This window comes from Thiorhodovibrio winogradskyi (genome assembly GCF_036208045.1).
Lineage (GTDB): Bacteria > Pseudomonadota > Gammaproteobacteria > Chromatiales > Chromatiaceae > Thiorhodovibrio > Thiorhodovibrio winogradskyi.
The window spans coordinates 3760187-3777510 of record NZ_CP121472.1 but is presented as its reverse complement, the minus strand read 5'-3'; the positions used below and the strand labels follow the sequence as shown (position 1 = coordinate 3777510).

Annotated in this window: 16 protein-coding genes and 1 pseudogene; 7 read left to right on the top strand and 10 right to left on the bottom strand. The window is 62.2% G+C overall.

Annotated elements, in window-relative coordinates; translation table 11 throughout:
- Window positions 1-23 precede the first annotated feature (23 nt).
- The 3 genes from Thiowin_RS17320 to Thiowin_RS17310 all read right to left on the bottom strand — a co-directional run bounded on the left by Thiowin_RS17320 (window position 24) and on the right by Thiowin_RS17310 (window position 1595).
- Window positions 24-458, bottom strand: a complete 435-nt coding sequence (locus tag Thiowin_RS17320; RefSeq protein ID WP_328984220.1) for a type I restriction-modification system subunit M N-terminal domain-containing protein — start codon at window positions 456-458, stop codon at window positions 24-26.
- 489 nt (window positions 459-947) lie between these two features.
- Window positions 948-1352, bottom strand: a complete 405-nt coding sequence (locus Thiowin_RS17315) for a PIN domain-containing protein (protein ID WP_328984219.1) — start codon at window positions 1350-1352, stop codon at window positions 948-950.
- A 12-nt stretch (window positions 1353-1364) separates the two neighbouring features.
- Window positions 1365-1595: a type II toxin-antitoxin system Phd/YefM family antitoxin gene (locus tag Thiowin_RS17310; protein WP_328984218.1), complete on the bottom strand. Its 231-nt coding sequence runs from the start codon at window positions 1593-1595 to the stop codon at window positions 1365-1367.
- A 472-nt stretch (window positions 1596-2067) separates the two neighbouring features.
- Between Thiowin_RS17310 and Thiowin_RS17305 the strand changes: the two are divergent.
- Window positions 2068-3845: pseudogene (locus Thiowin_RS17305) on the top strand (UPF0182 family protein).
- A gap of 33 nt (window positions 3846-3878) precedes the next feature.
- On the opposite strand, the gene Thiowin_RS17300 reads toward Thiowin_RS17305, so the two are convergent.
- The 4 genes from Thiowin_RS17300 to Thiowin_RS17285 are packed head-to-tail and all read right to left on the bottom strand — an operon-like array spanning window position 3879 to window position 5895.
- Complete coding sequence (locus tag Thiowin_RS17300; RefSeq protein WP_328984217.1) at window positions 3879-4073, bottom strand: hypothetical protein; 195 nt, start codon at window positions 4071-4073, stop codon at window positions 3879-3881.
- Window positions 4070-4657, bottom strand: coding sequence for an AAA family ATPase (locus Thiowin_RS17295; protein WP_328984216.1), 588 nt, complete (start codon window positions 4655-4657; stop codon window positions 4070-4072). The genes Thiowin_RS17300 and Thiowin_RS17295 overlap by 4 nt, the downstream gene beginning before the upstream one ends.
- Entirely contained in the window at window positions 4654-4824 is a 171-nt protein-coding gene (locus Thiowin_RS17290; RefSeq protein WP_328984215.1) for a hypothetical protein, read from the bottom strand. Before Thiowin_RS17290 ends, Thiowin_RS17295 begins: the two co-directional genes overlap by 4 nt.
- 60 nt (window positions 4825-4884) lie before the next feature.
- Entirely contained in the window at window positions 4885-5895 is a 1011-nt protein-coding gene (locus Thiowin_RS17285; protein ID WP_328984214.1) for a Fic family protein, read from the bottom strand.
- Window positions 5896-6636: 741 nt separating this feature from the next.
- Between Thiowin_RS17285 and Thiowin_RS17280 the strand changes: the two genes are divergently transcribed.
- Window positions 6637-9369, top strand: coding sequence for a UPF0182 family protein (locus tag Thiowin_RS17280; protein WP_328984213.1), 2733 nt, complete (start codon window positions 6637-6639; stop codon window positions 9367-9369).
- Between the two features lie 70 nt (window positions 9370-9439).
- The gene (gndA, locus tag Thiowin_RS17275) at window positions 9440-10966 is read left to right on the top strand and encodes an NADP-dependent phosphogluconate dehydrogenase (RefSeq protein ID WP_328984212.1); all 1527 of its coding nucleotides are present in this window, start codon (window positions 9440-9442) and stop codon (window positions 10964-10966) included.
- Window positions 10967-11116: 150 nt separating this feature from the next.
- Here gndA and Thiowin_RS17270 read toward each other — a convergent pair whose 3' ends face one another.
- The gene (locus Thiowin_RS17270) at window positions 11117-11734 is read right to left on the bottom strand and encodes a hypothetical protein (protein WP_328984211.1); all 618 of its coding nucleotides are present in this window, start codon (window positions 11732-11734) and stop codon (window positions 11117-11119) included.
- Between the two features lie 288 nt (window positions 11735-12022).
- Between Thiowin_RS17270 and Thiowin_RS17265 the strand changes: the two genes are divergently transcribed.
- The 4 genes from Thiowin_RS17265 (at window position 12023) to Thiowin_RS17250 (ending at window position 16384) form a co-directional block, all read left to right on the top strand.
- A complete protein-coding gene (locus Thiowin_RS17265) occupies window positions 12023-12160 on the top strand; it encodes a hypothetical protein (RefSeq protein ID WP_328984210.1) in 138 nt (45 codons plus the stop codon).
- 96 nt (window positions 12161-12256) lie between these two features.
- On the top strand, window positions 12257-13411 hold the full coding sequence (locus tag Thiowin_RS17260; RefSeq protein ID WP_408034100.1) for an APC family permease: 1155 nt from the start codon (window positions 12257-12259) through the stop codon (window positions 13409-13411).
- A gap of 317 nt (window positions 13412-13728) precedes the next feature.
- Window positions 13729-15069: a hemolysin family protein gene (locus tag Thiowin_RS17255; protein WP_328984208.1), complete on the top strand. Its 1341-nt coding sequence runs from the start codon at window positions 13729-13731 to the stop codon at window positions 15067-15069.
- Window positions 15062-16384, top strand: coding sequence for a hemolysin family protein (locus tag Thiowin_RS17250; RefSeq protein ID WP_328984207.1), 1323 nt, complete (start codon window positions 15062-15064; stop codon window positions 16382-16384). The genes Thiowin_RS17255 and Thiowin_RS17250 overlap by 8 nt, the downstream gene beginning before the upstream one ends.
- A 41-nt stretch (window positions 16385-16425) precedes the next feature.
- Here Thiowin_RS17250 and Thiowin_RS17245 read toward each other — a convergent pair whose 3' ends face one another.
- Window positions 16426-16695 (bottom strand): hypothetical protein, encoded by a 270-nt coding sequence (locus Thiowin_RS17245; RefSeq protein WP_328984206.1) that lies wholly within the window; start codon window positions 16693-16695, stop codon window positions 16426-16428.
- Between the two features lie 181 nt (window positions 16696-16876).
- Window positions 16877-17071 carry a CsbD family protein gene (locus Thiowin_RS17240; RefSeq protein ID WP_328984205.1) on the bottom strand — a complete coding sequence of 65 codons (195 nt, stop codon included), beginning with the start codon at window positions 17069-17071 and terminating at the stop codon, window positions 16877-16879.
- Window positions 17072-17324 lie beyond the last annotated feature (253 nt).

Genomic DNA, 17324 nt, shown 5'->3' with positions numbered 1-17324 from the left:
ATCGCCGCGCTTGACTGGATAGCCTAATGTGGCGTGTGCGGAAAACGCCTTGGTGCGGGGGGCAATTCGTGTTTACGGGGCAAACTTCGCGAGAAGTTAATGTGGTGCGTCCCCATTTTGCTTAGCAGGGTGTGGTCTTCCTCATGGATCTTGCGCAGCGTCCAGGTGGTGGAATTGGAGAAGCCGGGGGACTGCTTGGGGTTCAGTTCCAGGGCCTTGACCAGTTTGTCCAGCTCCACATCGGAGCTGGTCTCCCGCTTCGAGCGGATTTCTTCCGCCTTCTGCTCGCGCCACTTGATTAGCACGCATTCGAGGCGCCGGATGGTGATGATGGGCAGAATAACGACTTGATATTCGTGTGCCTTGAATTTGCCGCGCAAGCGCTCCGCCGATTTCCAGATCTCCTCGGCGAGATTGGACAGACGGACTTTGTCGAGATGGGAACTGGGCTGGGTCATTTGTGGATGATGGAAAGGGTTTGTTTTTCGTAAGTGACGAGTTCCCGAGTGGCGGGACTGTCGACTGTGGCGCCAGTCAAACATGGCGCCTGAGTCGAATTGTTTATAAGCTGATCGAGCCGCACGGGGGGATTAACGTGTCGCGCCAGGATTTATGCGGCCTTATATGGTCGGATTGTTTCTGTCATGTTGGCAAAACAATTGGAGCCAGGCGCCTTTAATTGCCTTCAATTACTCGAGCACGATCACCAACCCGCAGTAGCCAGTCTCGACATTGACCAGCAGCGATTGCTGCTTGCTGGCGATGGCCAGTGAACACAGGTACCAGGAAAACTAAGGCGCTGCTGGTAGGGCATGGGCGTCTGATCGAGGGCGAACTGGCCGAGGATGTCCGGGTGGAGGATGAACTGGTGTTTGAGCATTGGTGAGCGGATTGGGTCCTGGTCATTCGGCGGTATTGATGCGTCTTGCACCATCGTCGGCTCGTCGCTACGAGCGACTTAACCAGTTTTCCGTGCGCAACCCGGGGACGCGGTTGAACTCGCCCTGATTGTCCGTCACGACAATCACATCGAGCGCCGAGCCTTGCGCGGCAATCCAAAGATCATTCGCGCCAATCGGTGTTCCACAGCGCTCGAGATGCGCGCGGATCTCACCATAGCGCCGGCTGACGCGCGCATCAATGGGCGCCAACGCCAAGGTCTTTACCAACGCAGCAAGACGTGCCGCGTTCTGTTCGCGGTAAGCGCTCTTCTCGACGCCGAACTCAAGCTCGCCCAAGACCACGGGTGAGAGCAGGATATCGGCCAACAGTCTTTGCTCCAGTTGGCGTTTGACCGAGGCGACCTCCTTCATCGCTGCGATCATGATGTTGGTATCAAGTAGGTAGCGCACCAGCGGTGTCCTCTAAAGCGCCGCGACTGGCTCAGGTGTCTCCGCATCCGGTGCAACCAGATCGATCTCCTCAAGGTTGTCCCAGAACGGGCGAAAGGCCTCTGCCGCGCTGGTTGCCGCATCGGGCACCAGTCGGGCGATCACACGCCCCCGGCGCGTGATGGCGACAGACTCACCTGCTTCCACGGCGGCCAGCAACCCGGAAAACGCGGCCTTTGCTTCAGTCACCTGCACTTGTCGCATGATAAGGATCTCCAGAAATGACCATGTGGTCAGAATATCCCCTGCCCCGGTTGGATACAAGTCGCAGTCAGGCATCGCCCCTCGTTCACTCCGCCCACGGCCGCCCATTCAGTAGCGCGCGATGGCGGTGACCGCGAGCTGGGCAGGGTCGATACGGGCGACCTGAACCTCGTCATCGGGGCATATCCACCAATATCGGTTCAATGCACCCGCAAGCATCAAGCAGCCGTCAAGAAAACGCGGCTACTGGACCGGCCGGCGTCGTCCGCTAGGCCCGCCGAGATTGCTGGGTCCGCTGAGATGAAAGGGTTGCAACAGCTCGGCCAATCACTGCGCTTGGCCGGTGGCCAGCCTGGTCATTCGACCTTGGCACGATGACTGCAGCGACTGAGTGAAACCTCAGGGCGTCCCGCCGCTTGGCTGCTTTCTCCCGCTTTGGCCTTTTTCAGGGCCTGCTGCCCGAGTTCCGGCGATGGGACCTGGCAACCCACATCTCCCCGCATCCCCGCATCCCCCCCCAAATCTCCAAGGTGTCTGTATGCGATTCCGAACAAGCATTTCCCGACCCGCCATTGGTCGCCTGGTGGCCGTCCTACTGGGCCTCATCATCGCGTTGCTGGTGCTCGGCGTGGTGGTCAGGGACTTCCTGATCGAGCTTTGGTGGTTTAAGTCGCTCGGGTATGAATTTTATTTCTGGCAGCGTCTGCTCTATGGTTATTTTGTTTTCACGGCGGCGACGGCTTTTTTTTCACCCTGTTCTTTGCCAACTTTTGGATTGGCAGCAAGTACCTCGGCGCGCCGCGTCCACGCGCGGCGGCGCCTAAATCGCCAGAATCGCCCGAGTCGCCTGAATCGCCCGAGTCGCCTGAATCCCCGAAATCTCCTCAATCCACACAGGCCAAGCAAACAACGCCCGCGCGTCCCTCGGCCCGGCTGTATCAGCGCTTCCAGGCCCGCTCCCTGTTCCTGTATCTGCCGCTGTCACTGATCCTGGCGGTGGTCGTCGCGCTGCCGCTGTTGTTCAATTGGCAACAGGCGTTGTTTTTCTTGCTCGCCCCCGAGGCTGGCATCAGCGACCCGGTGTTCGATCACGATCTGCGCTTCTACCTGTTCTCGCTGCCGTTTTACCGGTTGCTCTATGCCGAGGTGATGGTCGCGCTGGCGGTGGTGCTGCTCGGGCTCGGCCTGCTGTATTGGCTCGAGCACCGGGCGATGCCGCGCGCGCGGGGCGGCTTGCGGCGTGGCGCGCGGCTGCATCTGAGCCTGATTTTGTCGCTGCTCGTGCTGATGGGCTGCCTCTATTTCCTCGATGATGCCTACCGGCTGCTCTACACCGACAGCCATCTGCCCCTGTTCCATGGCCCAGGCTTTGAGGAGATGCGGGTGACCCTGCCGCTGATTGCCACCGCAGCGGTGTTGGCGCTCATCGCCGGCGCCTTGCTGTTGCGGCTGGTCAATACCGGCAAGGGGACGCGCTGGCTCGCCGCGACCCTGGTGCTGTTGTTCGCGGTGATCGGATTACGGCAGACGCCCGCCCTGACCGAGCGGGTTGGGGAATTCATCGTCAAGCCCGCCGAGATGACCCGCGAGGCGCCCTTCATCGCCAACAATATCGAAGCGACACTGGCCGGCTACGGATTACAAGAGGTCGAGGTGCGCGACTATCCCCTCCGTGAGCAGGGCTGGGAGGCGATCACCCCCGAGGTTCAGGCGAACCTGCGCAACATTCCCATCTGGGATGCCGATAATCTCCTGTCGGTCTATCGCGCCTTGCAGGAGATCGGCTCCTATTACGCCTTTGATGATGTCAGCGTCGGGCGCTATGAGATCGAGGACGCCTATCGCCAGGTATTCCTCGCCGCGCGTCATCTCGATGTCGACAAGCTTGATGCGTCGCGGCAGACCTGGGTCAACCTCTGGCTAAGATACACCCATGGCCACGGCGTGGCCATGACCCCGGCGGCGCAGGCGGCGGATGAGCCGATACAATGGCTGATCCACGGCATCCCGGCGGAGTCGGTCGCTGGACTGTCCCTGGATGAGCCGGCCATCTACTACGGGGCGAGTGATCTGCAGCCGGTCATCGTGCCCAACGCCAGCCACGAGTTGGATTACACCTCGGCCGATGAAACCAAACTCACGGTTTATGGGGCCAGGGTCGGATTGTTTCTGTCATGTTGGCAAAACAACTTGAGCCAGGAAAACAACTCGAGCCAGGCACATTTAATTTCGGCCAGCAATCCGGCATAGTCAGGGGGAGCATGGTCGATTGTTCGCTCATGGTTATCCTGCGCAGTGCCCGTTCTCATTGGCATTGGGCGCATCCTCGCCCGTCATAACCGGTTTGCCGTCTTTCCAAATGACGGCATATTGACCCAGCCGCCGTTTCTTTTCCAGCGTTTTACTGACAGCCTGACGGAGTGCTTCCAACTGCCGCTGTCCTTCCGGGGATGGGGTGGTGATTGACTTGGTGTTCATCCTTTTGCTTCCTCAAGTAGAAGCTGGTAGTCGTCGTCACGCGCGATATCGCGTTCACCGCCGCGCTGTTCAAAGACCAGGACCGGGCTTTCTCCGTCGTTCATAAAACAGACGCAGCGATCGACGCGGTGGCTGAAATCATTCAATAGATGGCGCAAGCTGCGCGGAAAGCGCCGCTCGATGTCTGAAAGCGGGATCTTGTGCCCGCCGTGGGCGACCCGTTCGGCCACGCGCAGTTTCGACATCTCGATGCTCGGCAGGGCCAGATAGATCAGCTCCACGCGCCAGCCATCTTGCCGCAGTCGCTCGACCAGGCGCAGGTAGGCGCGGCCCGCCAGGGTGGTTTCAAAGGCGAAAGTTTCACCTTCCGCGATACGCTCCTCAATCGCTCGCAAAAAGAGGCGGCTGGAAGCGATAAGCTCCCGCTCCGGGGCCAGCGGCGAAAGCCCGGCGGCGATCAGATCGGCATTGATGAAATGGGTGCAGCCCGCTACCTGGGGCAGGTATTCGAGGGCGAAAGTGGTTTTGCCCGCGCCGTTAGGCCCGGCAATGATGTATAGCGTTTTCTCGCTGCCGTCGCTCATCCGCGCACCGCATCCTTGATAAGTAGCTCGATGCTGGATTTGGCTTGGTTGGAGAGTCGGGCGGACTCGCGCTGTTTCGTCAGGCTTTCGCGAACCAGGTAGCCGATCTCTTGTTGTTTGTCCTGTGACAGCAACGGAACCACAAGCTTATAGAATAAAGGTTCCAAGTTCGAATTCTTTTCGCGGTGGCGCGGGCATTTCTGACAACCTGAGCGATGTTCCTTGGTTCATTTCCAGCTTTCCGCGACGGATCGTCCCAGCTCGGTGAGCCTGTACTGCTGATTTCTCGCCCTCGGTGTGTCTGGTCGGGTCATTTCCACCAGTCCCTGTTGCAGCGCCGGTTGCAGGTAGTGATAGAAAAAGTTCGGGCGGTGCTTTAAGTCGAGGGCCTGCATCAAGGCTCTGGCAGGGCGGGATTTCCCACGCAATTCCGACAGCAGCCGTTTTACTTGTTCGGTTACTTGTCCGCTTTCTTGTTCGGTGCTGGAAGCCGACTGCAAGGCGCGAAAAATAATTTCCAACATGAACTCGACGAAGCGCGTGGATTCGCCAACCTGATTGCAGGCATTGAGCGCGGCATAGTAATCCTGGCGAGCGTCGCGGATCAGGCTTTCCACCGGCATGTTCGCGAACACTGAACGCCAGCGGCTGAGGATCAAGGATTGCCAAAGTCGCCCCATGCGACCATTACCATCCTGAAACGGATGGATAAACTCGAATTCGTAGTGGAACACGGTGCTGACGATGAGCGGGTGCTCGTCGGTCTCGGCCAGCCATTGGAGCAGTTGGCCCATCAATCCTGGCACCCGTGACGCTTGGGGCGCCACATGAATCACACCCTGCGCGCCATGCACGCCCACCGATCCGCTACGGTAGCAGCCCAACTCGTCCACCAGTCCCGCCATCAGCAGGCCATGGGCGGTCAGCAGATCGCGTTCATCATCAGGCGACCACTGGGACATGGCTTCGTAGGCGGCAAAGGCGTTGCGCACTTCTTGTAACTCACGGGGCTGCGCCAGCACCCTTTTTCCATCGAGCACAGCCGTGACTTGATCTAGGTTTAGGGTGTTTCCCTCAATCTCCAGAGACGCCTGGATTGTTTTGATGCGGTTAATGCGATGCAGTCGCAGTCGAGAATCTGCCAATTCAACGGCCTGCATCCGCCCCAAGGCTTCACCGATCTCTTCAACCAATGACAGGATTGTGGCTGTGATTTTGAATGGCGGCTGGTAAGTCATGTTGACTCCGGAGCACTAGGGGGCCAATCCAGTCTGGATCCTAACAAGTCGTCAGGCTTGAACAGGAAGGATTCAAACTCGGCAAGGGAGATTTTTGCTTGTTGCATGGAGGTGGTCTCGTTCATCGCTGACTGCCGTGGTCGACCGCTTCCACGGCGGCCAGCAACCCGAACAACGCAGCCTTTGCTTCAGTCACCCCCACCTGTCGCATGAAACGATCGCCAGGAACTGACCATGTGGTGAGAATATTCCCTGCCCCGGTTGGCTACAAATCGCGCTCAGGCATCGCCCCTGGTTCACAGCGCCCACGACCGCCCATGCAGCAGCGCGCGATGGCGGTGACCGCGAGTTGGGCAGGGTCGATGCGGGCCACCTGATCCTCGTCATCGGGGCATATCAACCGTCATCGGTTCAATGCACCCGCAAGCATCAAGCAGCCGTCAAGAAAACGCGGCTACTGGACCGGCAGGCGTCGTCCGCTAGGCCCGCCGAGCTTGCTGGGTTCGCTGAGATGAAAGGGTTGCAACAGCTCGGCCAATCACTGCGCTTGGCCGGTGGCCAGCCTGGTCATTCGACCTTGGCACGATCACTGCTGCGACTGACGGAAATCTCAGGGCGTCTCGCCACTTGGCTGCTTTCTCCTGCTTTGGCCTTTTTCAGGGCCTGCTGCCCGAGTTCCGGCGACGGGACCTGGCAACCCACATCTCCCCGCATCCCCCCCCAAATCTCCAAGGTGTCTGTATGCGATTCCGAACAAGCATTTCCCGACCCGCCATTGGTCCCCTGGTGGCCGTCCTACTGGGCCTCACCGTCGCGCTGCTGGTGCTCGGCGTGGTGGTCAGGGATTTCCTGATCGAGCTTTGGTGGTTTAAGTCGCTCGGGTATGAATTTTATTTCTGGCAGCGTCTGCTCTATGGTTATTTTGTTTTCACGGTGGCGACAGCTTTATTTTTCACCCTGTTCTTTGCCAACTTCTGGATTGGCAGCAAGTACCTCGGCGCGCCGCGTCCACGCGCGGCGGCGCCTGAATCGCCTGAATCGCCTAAATCGCCAGAATCGCCTGAATCCCCGAAATCTCCTCAATCCACAGACGCCAAGCAAGCCACGCCCGCGCGTCCCTCGGCCCGGCTGTATCAGCGCTTCCAGACCCGCTCCCTGTTGCTGTATCTGCCGCTGTCGCTGATCCTGGCGGTGGTCGTCGCGCTGCCACTATTGTTCAATTGGCAACAGGCGTTGTTCTTCTTGCTCGCGCCCGAGGCCGGCATCAGCGACCCGGTGTTCGAGCATGATCTGCGCTTCTACCTGTTCTCGCTGCCGTTTTACCGGTTGCTCTATGCCGAGGTGATGGTCGCGCTGGCGGTGGTGCTGCTCGGGCTCGGCCTGCTGTATTGGCTCGAGCACCGGGCGATGCCGCGCGCGCAGGGCGGCTTGCGGCGTGGTGCGCGCCTGCATCTGAGCCTGATTTTGTCGCTGCTCGTGCTGATGGGCTGCCTCTATTTTTTCGATGATGCCTACCGGCTGCTCTACACCGACAGCCATCTGCCCCTGTTCCACGGCCCAGGCTTTCAGGAGATGCGGGTGACCCTGCCGCTGATTGCCACCGCAGCGGTGTTGGCGCTCATCGCCGGCGCCTTGCTGTTGCGGCTGGTCAATACCGGCAAGGGGACGCGCTGGCTCGCCGCGACCCTGGTGCTGTTGTTCGCGGTGATCGGATTGCGGCAGACGCCTGCCCTGACCGAGCGGGTTGGGGAATTCATCGTCAAGCCCGCCGAGATGACCCGCGAGGCGCCCTTCATCGCCAACAATATCGAGGCGACACTGGCCGGCTACGGATTACAAGAGGTCGAGGTGCGCGACTATCCCCTCCGTGAGCAGGGCTGGGAGGCGATCACCCCCGAGGTTCAGGCGAACCTGCGCAACATTCCCATCTGGGACGCCGATAATCTCCTCTCGGTCTATCGCGCCTTGCAGGAGATCGGCTCCTATTACGCCTTTGATGATGTCAGCGTCGGGCGCTATGAGATCGAGGACGCCTATCGCCAGGTATTCCTCGCCGCGCGTCATCTCGATGTCGACAAGCTTGATGCGTCGCGGCAGACCTGGGTCAACCTCTGGCTAAGATACACCCATGGCCACGGCGTGGCCATGACGCCGGCGGCGCAGGCGGCGGATGAGCCGATACAATGGCTGATCCACGGCATCCCGGCGGAGTCGGTCGCTGGACTGTCCCTGGATGAGCCGGCCATCTACTACGGGGCGAGTGATCTGCAGCCGGTCATCGTGCCCAACGCCAGCCACGAGTTGGATTACACCTCGGCCGATGAAACCAAACTCACCGATTACCACGGGAGCGGTGGCGTGCCGATCAGCAGTCTGTTTCACCGGCTGGTGTTCTCGCTCTATTTCGGCGAGCCAAATATCTTGTACACAACACAAATCACCGATGACAGCCGCCTGCTGTTCCGGCGCGACATCCGCGCGCGTATCAAGGCGCTGACCCCGGAGCTGATTCTCGGCCCCAACCCCTATCTGGCGCTTGCCGAAGGGCGGCTGTACTGGATTCAGGACGCTTTCACCAGCTCGCCCTGGTACCCCTACTCGACACGTTATAACGGGGATATCGAGCACTTCGAGCGGCCATTCAATTACATCCGCAATTCCATCAAAGTGGTGGTGGATGCCTATGACGGCAGCGTCGACTACTATCTGACCGATCCCTCGGATCCCATTGCCGGCGCGCGCGCCCGCATCTATCCCGGACTCTACAAGTCGTTCGATGAGATGCCGCCAGCGCTCAAACGGCATGTGCGCTATCCGAAAAGCCTGTTCGATGTGCAAATGGACATCTACACCCGCTATCACCAGCGCGATCCGAAAACCTTCTACAACCAGGAAGATGCCTGGCAGCTGCCGCCCAATCAATGGAGCGAGGGCGATCAGCGCATGCGCTCGCACTACCTCACGCTCGATCTGATCGAACCGGAGCAATTTGAGTTCAGCCTGATGGCGCCCATGACCCCGCTGGGCCAGCCGAACCTAAGGGCGCTGGCCGTCGCCGGCAATGACGGCGACAACTATGGCCGGATCCTGGTCTACAACTTCCCGGAGACCGCGTTGGTGCATGGCCCCGAGCAGGTCAACGCCTTTATCAAACAGCAACCGCGCATCTCCCAGGAGTTGGCCCTGTGGAACCAGCAAGGCTCGCGAGCCATCCACGGGCGTTTGATTGTGGTGCCGATCGAGGGCGTGATGACCTCCATCCAAAGCCTCTTCCTGCAAACCAACGCGGAACCACCGCTGCCGCAACTCGCGCGCATCATCCTCAGCCAGGGACCCTTCGTGGTCATGGCCGAGTCGCTGGAAGCGGGCATTGAAGACTTGCATGACCTCATTGAGGAGACCCGGAAGAAAGACCCGGTGCGCCAGGTGGCGCCGCGTGATGCGTCGCCGGAGGTTTCGCCCGAGAGCCTGTAGCGGCAGACTGTCACGCTTTTCCAGACGCCCCTTGTCAAACAACCCAGACCGAACAGAAGGTGATCGCACCATGACAACCAACCACCAAGACGCGGAGATCGGCCTCATCGGCCTGGCGGTGATGGGCCAGAATCTGGCGCTCAACATCGCCGACCACGGCTTTCGCATCGCCGTCTACAACCGCACCACCGAAAAAATGCAGGCCTTCGTCGACAGTCATCCCGACACGCCCGGCGGTCTGGTTGGCTGCGCGACGCTGGATGCGCTGGTGCAATCGCTCAGGCGACCGCGCAAGATCATCATCCTGGTCAAGGCCGGCGGTGGCACCGATGCGGTGATCGATCAGCTCGCGCCCTTGCTGGAGGCCGATGACATTCTCATCGACGGCGGCAATGCCAAGTGGACCGAGACCATCGCCCGCGAGCAGCGGCTCGCCGCGCGTGGACTGCGCTTCATCGGCAGCGGTGTCTCGGGCGGGGAGGAGGGGGCGCGCTTCGGCCCCTCGCTGATGCCCGGCGGCCGCGAGGATGCCTGGCAGGCGCTGGAGCCCATCTGGAACGCCATCGCCGCCAAGGTTGATCCCGACACCGGCAAGCCGCTGCTCGGCGCCAAGCCGGGCCAGCCGATCGAAGGCGGCGAGCCCTGCACCGCCTACATCGGCCCCGACGGCGCCGGCCACTACGTCAAGATGGTGCACAACGGCATTGAATACGGCGACATGCAGATGATCTGCGAGGCCTATGATCTGATGCGGCGCCTCGTCGGCCTGAGTCCGGCCGAGATCGGCCAGACCTTCGCGCGCTGGAATGAGGGCGTGCTTGACTCCTACCTGATCGAAATCACTGCCGAGGTGCTCGCGCAGGTCGATCCGGTCACCGGCCAGCCCTTCGTCGACGTCGTGCTCGACACCGCCGGGCAGAAGGGCACCGGCAAATGGACCAGCATCAACGCCCTCGACATGGGCGTGCCAGCACCGACCATCGCCGAGGCGGTCTTTGCCCGCTGCGTCAGTGCCATCAAGGAGGAGCGCGTCGCGGCCGCCAAGCGGCTTGCCGGTCCCAGGTCTGATCCGGCAAGCGCGCCAGTCCCCGAGGAAGAGCGGGAGGCGATGCTGGAGGCCATCCACGACGCCCTCTATTGCGCCAAGATTTGCTCCTACGCGCAGGGCTTTCAGCTGATGCGCGCCGCCCAAAGTGAATACGGCTGGACGCTCGACTTCGCCGAGATCGCGCGGATTTGGCGCGGCGGCTGTATTATTCGCGCGGCCTTCCTGCAGAAGATCACCGAGGCCTATCGGCGTGAGCCCGAGCTGGCCAATCTGCTACTCGACCCCTATTTCACAGAGGCGATTGATCGCGCCCAGACGAATTGGCGCCAGGTCGTCGCCCTGGCCGCAGTGCGTGGCGTGCCGGCGCCAAGCTTCGCCGCGTCACTGGCCTATTACGACAGCTACCGCTGCGCGCGCCTGCCGCAGAACCTGCTCCAAGCCCAACGCGATTACTTCGGCGCTCACAGCTATGAGCGGGTCGATCAGCCGCGCGGGCGCTTTTTCCACATCGACTGGCCCGATCCCGAGCGTCCGCAACAGGAGGCCTGATGGTTGCGTTCGCACAATCGCCACCGGCGGCCCCGAATGAGAGTCGCCACAAACGTAACACCCTGCGTGGGGGAGAAGTCAATCTGGCGGCAGATGCCAAAGGCCAGCCGCGCAACATCGCGGCTCGAGCAGCCGGGCAGGGCTGTGGCACTAGCGTGCCTGTTTTCTACTCGGCTCGGCGCTGACGGGCAAGGCCGCTGTGTTCCACAGGCGACCGACCGAGGTTGCATGGGTGGCTTGGAGCCAATCATCGGTTGATTTCCGCGGGGCGAGAGCCGCTTTGCGACCTGTACCAGCCGCGCCGGCGTGGCCGTTGTCAGTGACAGTCAGACGTATCGAATGGGGAGCGAAAAACCGCTCGCAGGGGTAGCAACAGCCGTATTTTGGGGTAGTGAAGGCGCACATGCCTTTCGGGGTGATTTCTGCCATTGCGGGTGTTTTGAACCATGTCGGGTTCATTTGCCGTTCGCGCCGAGCGGGCTGGGGAGATGCGCGCGCCAGCAACAGCGAAGGCAAGGGGCGGACTGCAAGTTGCTTCGTCTGCATTGATGCGGATACGAAGCGCCCTGGGCGGCGAATCGATCCGATGCTCGCGGCGTCAATGCGACGAGACCCACCGCATCGGCCGCGCGTATCGCCAGTGACGGCCTGCCGACGGGCGCGCTCTAGCGCCAAGCCCGAGCCGAAGCGCAAACGCAGACTGACATCATCCGGCTCGGGCGTGATCGCGCGGAGCGGTTCGACGACGCCGTCTTGGTGGTTTGCCATCGTCTCGGCCATCCGCGACGCGAGCGCATTCGCACGGAGTTGAGTGCGGGGCGCTTGCCGCGGGAGCTGGGAAATGGCATCAATCCTGCAACCAATCCCGCACCAGCCTCGGTCGGTGAAGTTCGTCAGTTCGATTACCCGAGATCGATACCCCCGGGATCAATATCAGAGAACAATGGAGGTAGGCATGCGACTAATGCCCGTTCTGATGCCTGTCCTGATAACGGGTTCCCTAGCCTTGCTCAGCCTGTCGGGCCTGCTGGCCGGAGCGGCCCACAGGCGGCGGCCATGGGGCCGGTGGCCGAAGTCGTGCACAAGTGTCTGTCCTATCTGACGCGCGAGGACCTGCGCGCAATCCGCGCGGCTCGCGGCTCTTCAAACCAAGCCTTGCCCGAGGGCTGTGTCAACGCAATCGGCGCGGATTAAAGGCCGCGTAACAGGAGCTTGACGGTGACTCATTCATCACACCAACTTCGACGCCGGGTACGCTTCCCGTTTCTGGTCTTCTATGGCGTGGGGACCATGGTTGGCGGCGGCTTCTACGCGCTGTCCGGAGAGATCGCCGGGCGCGTTGGACTGCATGCGCCGCTGGCCTTCGCGCTGGCCGGTCTGCTCGCGCTGCTGTCGGCACTGAGCTTTGCCGAGCTCTCGGGGCGGCTGCCGCATAGTGGCGGCTCGGCGCGCTATGTCGAGGAGGCCTTTGGGCGGCCTCGGCTCGCGGCCCTGGTGGGCTGGCTGGTGATCGGCACCGGTGTGGTCTCGGCGGCGACGCTGGCCGTCGCCACCACCGGCTTCCTGCGTGATCTGGCGCCGCTGCCGAGCGTGTCGACGACGTTGCTGTTGGTGCTGGCGATGGGTCTGGTCGCGGCCTGGGGCATTGCCGAGGCGGTCGCGGTGGTGGTGGTGATCACGCTGCTGCAGATCGCCTCGCTGCTGTACATCGTGCTGAGCATGGGCGGGGTGCTCGGCTCCCTGCCGGCGCAGGCGTCAGCTATCCTGGTTCCGGCCGATCTCGGCGCGGTGGCCGGTCTCCTGGGCGCCGCTTTCCTCGCCTTTTACGCCTTCATCGGCTTCGAGGACATGGTGACCGTGGCCGAGGAGGTGCAGGATGTGCGGCGGGCGCTGCCGGCGGCCGTGATCACGAGCCTGCTGGTGACGACGGCACTCTATGTCGGCGTGGCAACGGTCGCGGTGCTGGCCGTGCCGCCCGCCGAGCTGGCCGCCGCCGACACACCGCTCGCCCGGGTGGTCGCCGAGCAGGGACCGCTCGCGGTCAACGCCATCGTGCTCGTGAGCATGCTCGCCGGCGTCAACAGCGCCCTGGTGCAGATGGTCATGGCCGCGCGTGTCGCCTATGGGATGGCCGAGCGTCGAGTCGCGCCGGCTTGGCTGGCGCTGGTCAATGCGCGCACGCAGACGCCCGTGCGTGCCACCGCGCTCGCCACGCTGCTGGTCCTGGTGCTCGCGCTGTCGTTCGAGCTTGAGGCCCTGGCCGAGGCAACCAGCGCGATCATTCTGGTCGTCTTTACCCTGGTGAACCTGGGCCTGCTGCGCATCAAGCGGCGCCAGCCGGAGACGCCGGCCGCGGTCCTTAGGCTGCCGATCTGGGTGCCGGGCGCCGGCGCGCTGGTCTCGGCTGGCCTGCTGCTGTTTCAGATCGGCCGCTGGTTGAGTTGATGGCGGCCTGAATCCATGTGACCTGACCGAACAGCCGTGCGGCGCTTGATGCCGCCGCCAGAGGTCGCCGTCAGAGGCTGCCGTCAGAGGCTGCCGCCGGCAACAGCAGCACAATGTCGTTAGTCCATGGCTTCTCTGGCATAATTGCCGCCGATGAACGCACATCCGCAGCCGCAAGGCGCTCCCCATCCGTTGTCCGAGGACGCCGACGAGCCTCACAGTTGCCGCCCGCGCGTGGCAGGTTTGGCTAGGCTTGTCTGTCCAGGATTCGCCCATCCAGGCGCTCGCGGATGGGAACCTGGGCGGAGGGCGAAGCGATGAGCCTCTCGACGCTGTTCATCGTCTTCCTGCTCATCCTCATCAATGCGCTCTATGTCGCGGCCGAATTCGCCGCGATCAGCGTGCGTATCACGCGCGTCGAGCAGTTGGCCGCGCAAGGTCGACGCCTGGCCGCCGGGTTGCTGGCGATCCTGCGCGATGCGGGGCAACTGGATCGTTACATCGCCGGCTGCCAAATCGGCATTACCCTCTCCAGTCTGGTGCTGGGCGCCTTCGGCCAGGCGACGATCGGCCTCGCCCTGGGCAGTTTGTTGGCCGAGCATGGGATACTGGAACCCGTTACCGCCCATGCTCTGTCGGCGACGGTGATTTTGGTCCTGCTCACCTCGATCCAGGTCATCTTCGGCGAGCTCATTCCCAAGAGCCTGGCGCTGCAGTATCCCGTGGGTACCGCGTTGCTCACCTATCCGCCGATGCGCTGGTCGCAGCTGCTGTTCGCCCCCTTTATTCGGTTGCTCAATGGCAGCGGTACGCTGATTCTGCGCCGGCTCGGTGTCTCCGCCGAGTCGAGCCACCGACATGTGCATGCGCCCGAGGAGATCGAATTCCTGATTCGCGAGAGTCGTCAAGGCGGCCTGCTGCAGGACAAAGAGAGCGAGCGTTTGCGCGAGGCGATTCAGCTCGCCCAGCATCGGGTGCGTCAAATCATGGTGCCCCGCGGTCAGATCGCCAAACTCGATCTCGACGCGCCGCTGCCGGAACTGCTGGCGGTCATCGACGCCTCTCCCTATACCCGACTGGTTGTCCACCGGGGTGGCTTGGAGGAGGTGCTCGGCTATCTGCATGTGAAGGATCTGGTGGTCGCGATTGCAAGCGGAGACAAGCTCGACAGCCTCCATGCATTGGTCCGTCCGTTGCTGTTCCTGCCGAGCAGCCAGAGCATCGATCGCGCCTTGAGTCAGCTGCGCGATGAGCATGCGCGCATCGCCCTGGTGGTCGATGAGTATGGCGATGTCGAGGGGCTGATCAGTTTGGAGGACATCATCCGCGAGCTGCTCGGAGAGCTCTCCGACGAATTCAAATCCGTGACCGGGCAGACACCAACGCCCCTTGCGGACGGGCGCTGGCGGTTGCCGGGCCGGCTCACGCTGGAAGCGGCGAGCGAATGGGCCCACTCCCTGGGTGCCGCGGGCTTTCAATCGACCCATGCCGAGACGCTGGCCGGCTGGATTCTCGAGCACCTGGAGACCGTCCCAGCGGGCGCGCTCTGTCTGCGCAGCGACGAGATGGCCCTGGAGATCGAGCGGATGACCGGTGCCGCCATCGAATCGGTGATCGTCTGGATACCCGAGACCCTCGGCGGAGGCGGGGATGATTGAGCTGCTGATGATCCTGTTGATCGTGCTGGCGCTGGTCGCCCTCAATGGGCTCTTTGTCGCCGCCGAATTTGCCATCATCAGCAGCCCACGCACGGCCATGGTCGCGCGTGCCGAGGCGGGCGACCGGCGTGCCAAGGCAGTGGCGCTCACGCTCGAAGACCCGAACCGGCTCGACCGCTATGTGGCCACGGCACAGCTGGGTATCACCTTCGCCAGCCTGGGGCTTGGGATGTATGGCGAGCACCAGCTCGCGCACCTCTTCGAGGGCTGGCTGGCCGCGCTCGGGCTGAGCGAAACAGGCGCGAGCCTGACCTCGCATGGCCTGGCGTCGGTGCTGGCCATCGGCCTCATCACCTATCTGCATATCGTCCTCGGCGAGATGATCCCCAAGGCGCTGGCGCTGAGTCAGGCGCAACAGGTCGCCCTCTGGGTCAACGCGCCCATGCGCGTCATCGGCCTGCTACTCTTTCCGCTGGTGCATGGGCTCAATCGGGCCGGCATCCTGCTGTTGCGTCTGGTTGGCGTCGAGCGCGCTCACAGCGCCCAGCATTACCTCAATCCCGATGAGCTGGAATTGGTCGCGCGTGAAAGTCAGCTCGGCGGACTGCTCAGCGAGGAGACTGGGCGGGTCTTCCGCGAGCTCGCCGACTTCAGCGAGGTGACCGCCGAGCAGGCGATGGTGCCGCGGGTCTTCACCCAGGGTCTGCCGATCGATGCCAGCGATGCCCAGTTGCGCGAGATCCTCAAGCAACACCGCCATACACGCTATCCCGTCTACCGCGGCGATCTGGATCATATCCTCGGCACCGTGCATATCAAGGATCTGCTCGGTCTGCTGCGCGAGGGTCGTGGCCTGGACCCGGCCGTAGTGCGCGAGACGGCCTATTTGCCCGAGACCGCCACCCTTGACGACGTCTTGGCAGGCATGGCCAAGACCCGAAATCAGATGATCGTGGTGATGGACGAGCACGGTGGAACCGCCGGTATCCTGACCATCGAGGATATCTGTGTCGAAGCCATTGGTGAGATCGAAGAGGGGGCTGACGATGTCCCCGATGTGCGGCCCGTCGGTCCCGATCGCTACCAAGTCGAGGGGACGCTGCGACTCGATCGGCTCGGCGACGTCATCGAGCGGGAGCTTGAGCATCCCGAGGTCGAAACCGTGTCGGGATTGATTCTCAGCGAGCTAGGGCGACCGCCGCGCAAGGGCGATCGCATTCAATGGAACGACCTCTTGTTCGAGGTCGTCCGTGTGCATGGTCATGGCGTGAAACAGGCGCTCTTGACGCTGCGGGCGACTCCGCCAACAGCCTAGGCGCCTGTGTCGCCTGAGGTTAACGCGTGGCGATCAGAGGGTCAATCGGTGGCGGACTCAATGCGATCACCACCCTCCTCGATCGCGCGATCTGTCCGCTCGGCGGCCTTTCTGGCGGCTTTCTGGGCTGCCTCTGCCGCCTGAGCGGCGGCTTCCTGGGTCTCTTCCACCGACTCCTCGACGGCCTCTCCGGCTTGCTCGCTGAGTTCGGGGTCCGGCTCAACCGGCTCTGACTGATTATCGCAGCTCCAGAGCAGGAACGCCGACAGGGTCATGGCAATCAACGTCAGTGGGGCGATGTTGGTCTTCATTCGATCATCTCCGTTGGTCTTTATCAATGTGGTGATCAGGGACATGGGCCGTTGCGTCCTGCCGATGGCTGTGCGAATAGCCGCCCGAGAGCAGCGCGGGTCTTCTTGAGAGGCGTTCAATACAGGGACGCCGCGCGGCCTCAGCCGTCTTCAGTGGGGAACGGCCGATGGGTCAGGTGGGCTATGACCACTTGTGCTCATCAACCTGACGCTCAGCCTCCTCCTTGGTGATGCCGTAACGTTCCTGGACCTTGCCGACCAGCTTATCCTTGTGGCCTTCGACGGCCAGCAGATCATCGTCGGTGAGTTTGGCCCAGCGGGTCTTCGCCTGGCCTTGCAGTTGATTCCACTTGCCTTTGATTTCATCCCAGTTCATCGGATTCACCTCGTTGTTTAAGTCATTGGTTAAGCTTAGCGAGGCTCAGCGCGCTCGGCGCGGAAGGGATTCCCCTCTCGCCCGTTCAGGCTGGCCTCAATACGGATTAAGCATTTCCCGTGCCATTGATTGGCATTTCCCGCGCCAGGGATCAGCGTGTTCCGCACCAGGGATAGCGCAATCCGCTGTTTGTGGCGCTCAATATCCGCCGGGTCGCATTTTCGCGAGAGGCGCTGGCCATGGCCTCGATGAA

What these genes read in the sequence shown, in the direction of transcription:
- Thiowin_RS17320 (WP_328984220.1), bottom strand. Translation starts at nt 458, where the DNA reads ATGACCCAGCCCAGTTCCCATCTCGACAAAGTCCGTCTGTCCAATCTC.
- Thiowin_RS17310 (WP_328984218.1), bottom strand. Translation starts at nt 1,595, where the DNA reads ATGCGACAAGTGCAGGTGACTGAAGCAAAGGCCGCGTTTTCCGGGTTG.
- Thiowin_RS17300 (WP_328984217.1), bottom strand. Translation starts at nt 4,073, where the DNA reads ATGAACACCAAGTCAATCACCACCCCATCCCCGGAAGGACAGCGGCAG.
- Thiowin_RS17295 (WP_328984216.1), bottom strand. Translation starts at nt 4,657, where the DNA reads ATGAGCGACGGCAGCGAGAAAACGCTATACATCATTGCCGGGCCTAAC.
- Thiowin_RS17285 (WP_328984214.1), bottom strand. Translation starts at nt 5,895, where the DNA reads ATGACTTACCAGCCGCCATTCAAAATCACAGCCACAATCCTGTCATTG.
- Thiowin_RS17280 (WP_328984213.1), top strand. Translation starts at nt 6,637, where the DNA reads ATGCGATTCCGAACAAGCATTTCCCGACCCGCCATTGGTCCCCTGGTG.
- gndA (WP_328984212.1), top strand. Translation starts at nt 9,440, where the DNA reads ATGACAACCAACCACCAAGACGCGGAGATCGGCCTCATCGGCCTGGCG.
- Thiowin_RS17270 (WP_328984211.1), bottom strand. Translation starts at nt 11,734, where the DNA reads ATGGCAAACCACCAAGACGGCGTCGTCGAACCGCTCCGCGCGATCACG.
- Thiowin_RS17265 (WP_328984210.1), top strand. Translation starts at nt 12,023, where the DNA reads ATGGGGCCGGTGGCCGAAGTCGTGCACAAGTGTCTGTCCTATCTGACG.
- Thiowin_RS17260 (WP_408034100.1), top strand. Translation starts at nt 12,257, where the DNA reads ATGGTTGGCGGCGGCTTCTACGCGCTGTCCGGAGAGATCGCCGGGCGC.
- Thiowin_RS17255 (WP_328984208.1), top strand. Translation starts at nt 13,729, where the DNA reads ATGAGCCTCTCGACGCTGTTCATCGTCTTCCTGCTCATCCTCATCAAT.
- Thiowin_RS17250 (WP_328984207.1), top strand. Translation starts at nt 15,062, where the DNA reads ATGATTGAGCTGCTGATGATCCTGTTGATCGTGCTGGCGCTGGTCGCC.
- Thiowin_RS17245 (WP_328984206.1), bottom strand. Translation starts at nt 16,695, where the DNA reads ATGAAGACCAACATCGCCCCACTGACGTTGATTGCCATGACCCTGTCG.
- Thiowin_RS17240 (WP_328984205.1), bottom strand. Translation starts at nt 17,071, where the DNA reads ATGAACTGGGATGAAATCAAAGGCAAGTGGAATCAACTGCAAGGCCAG.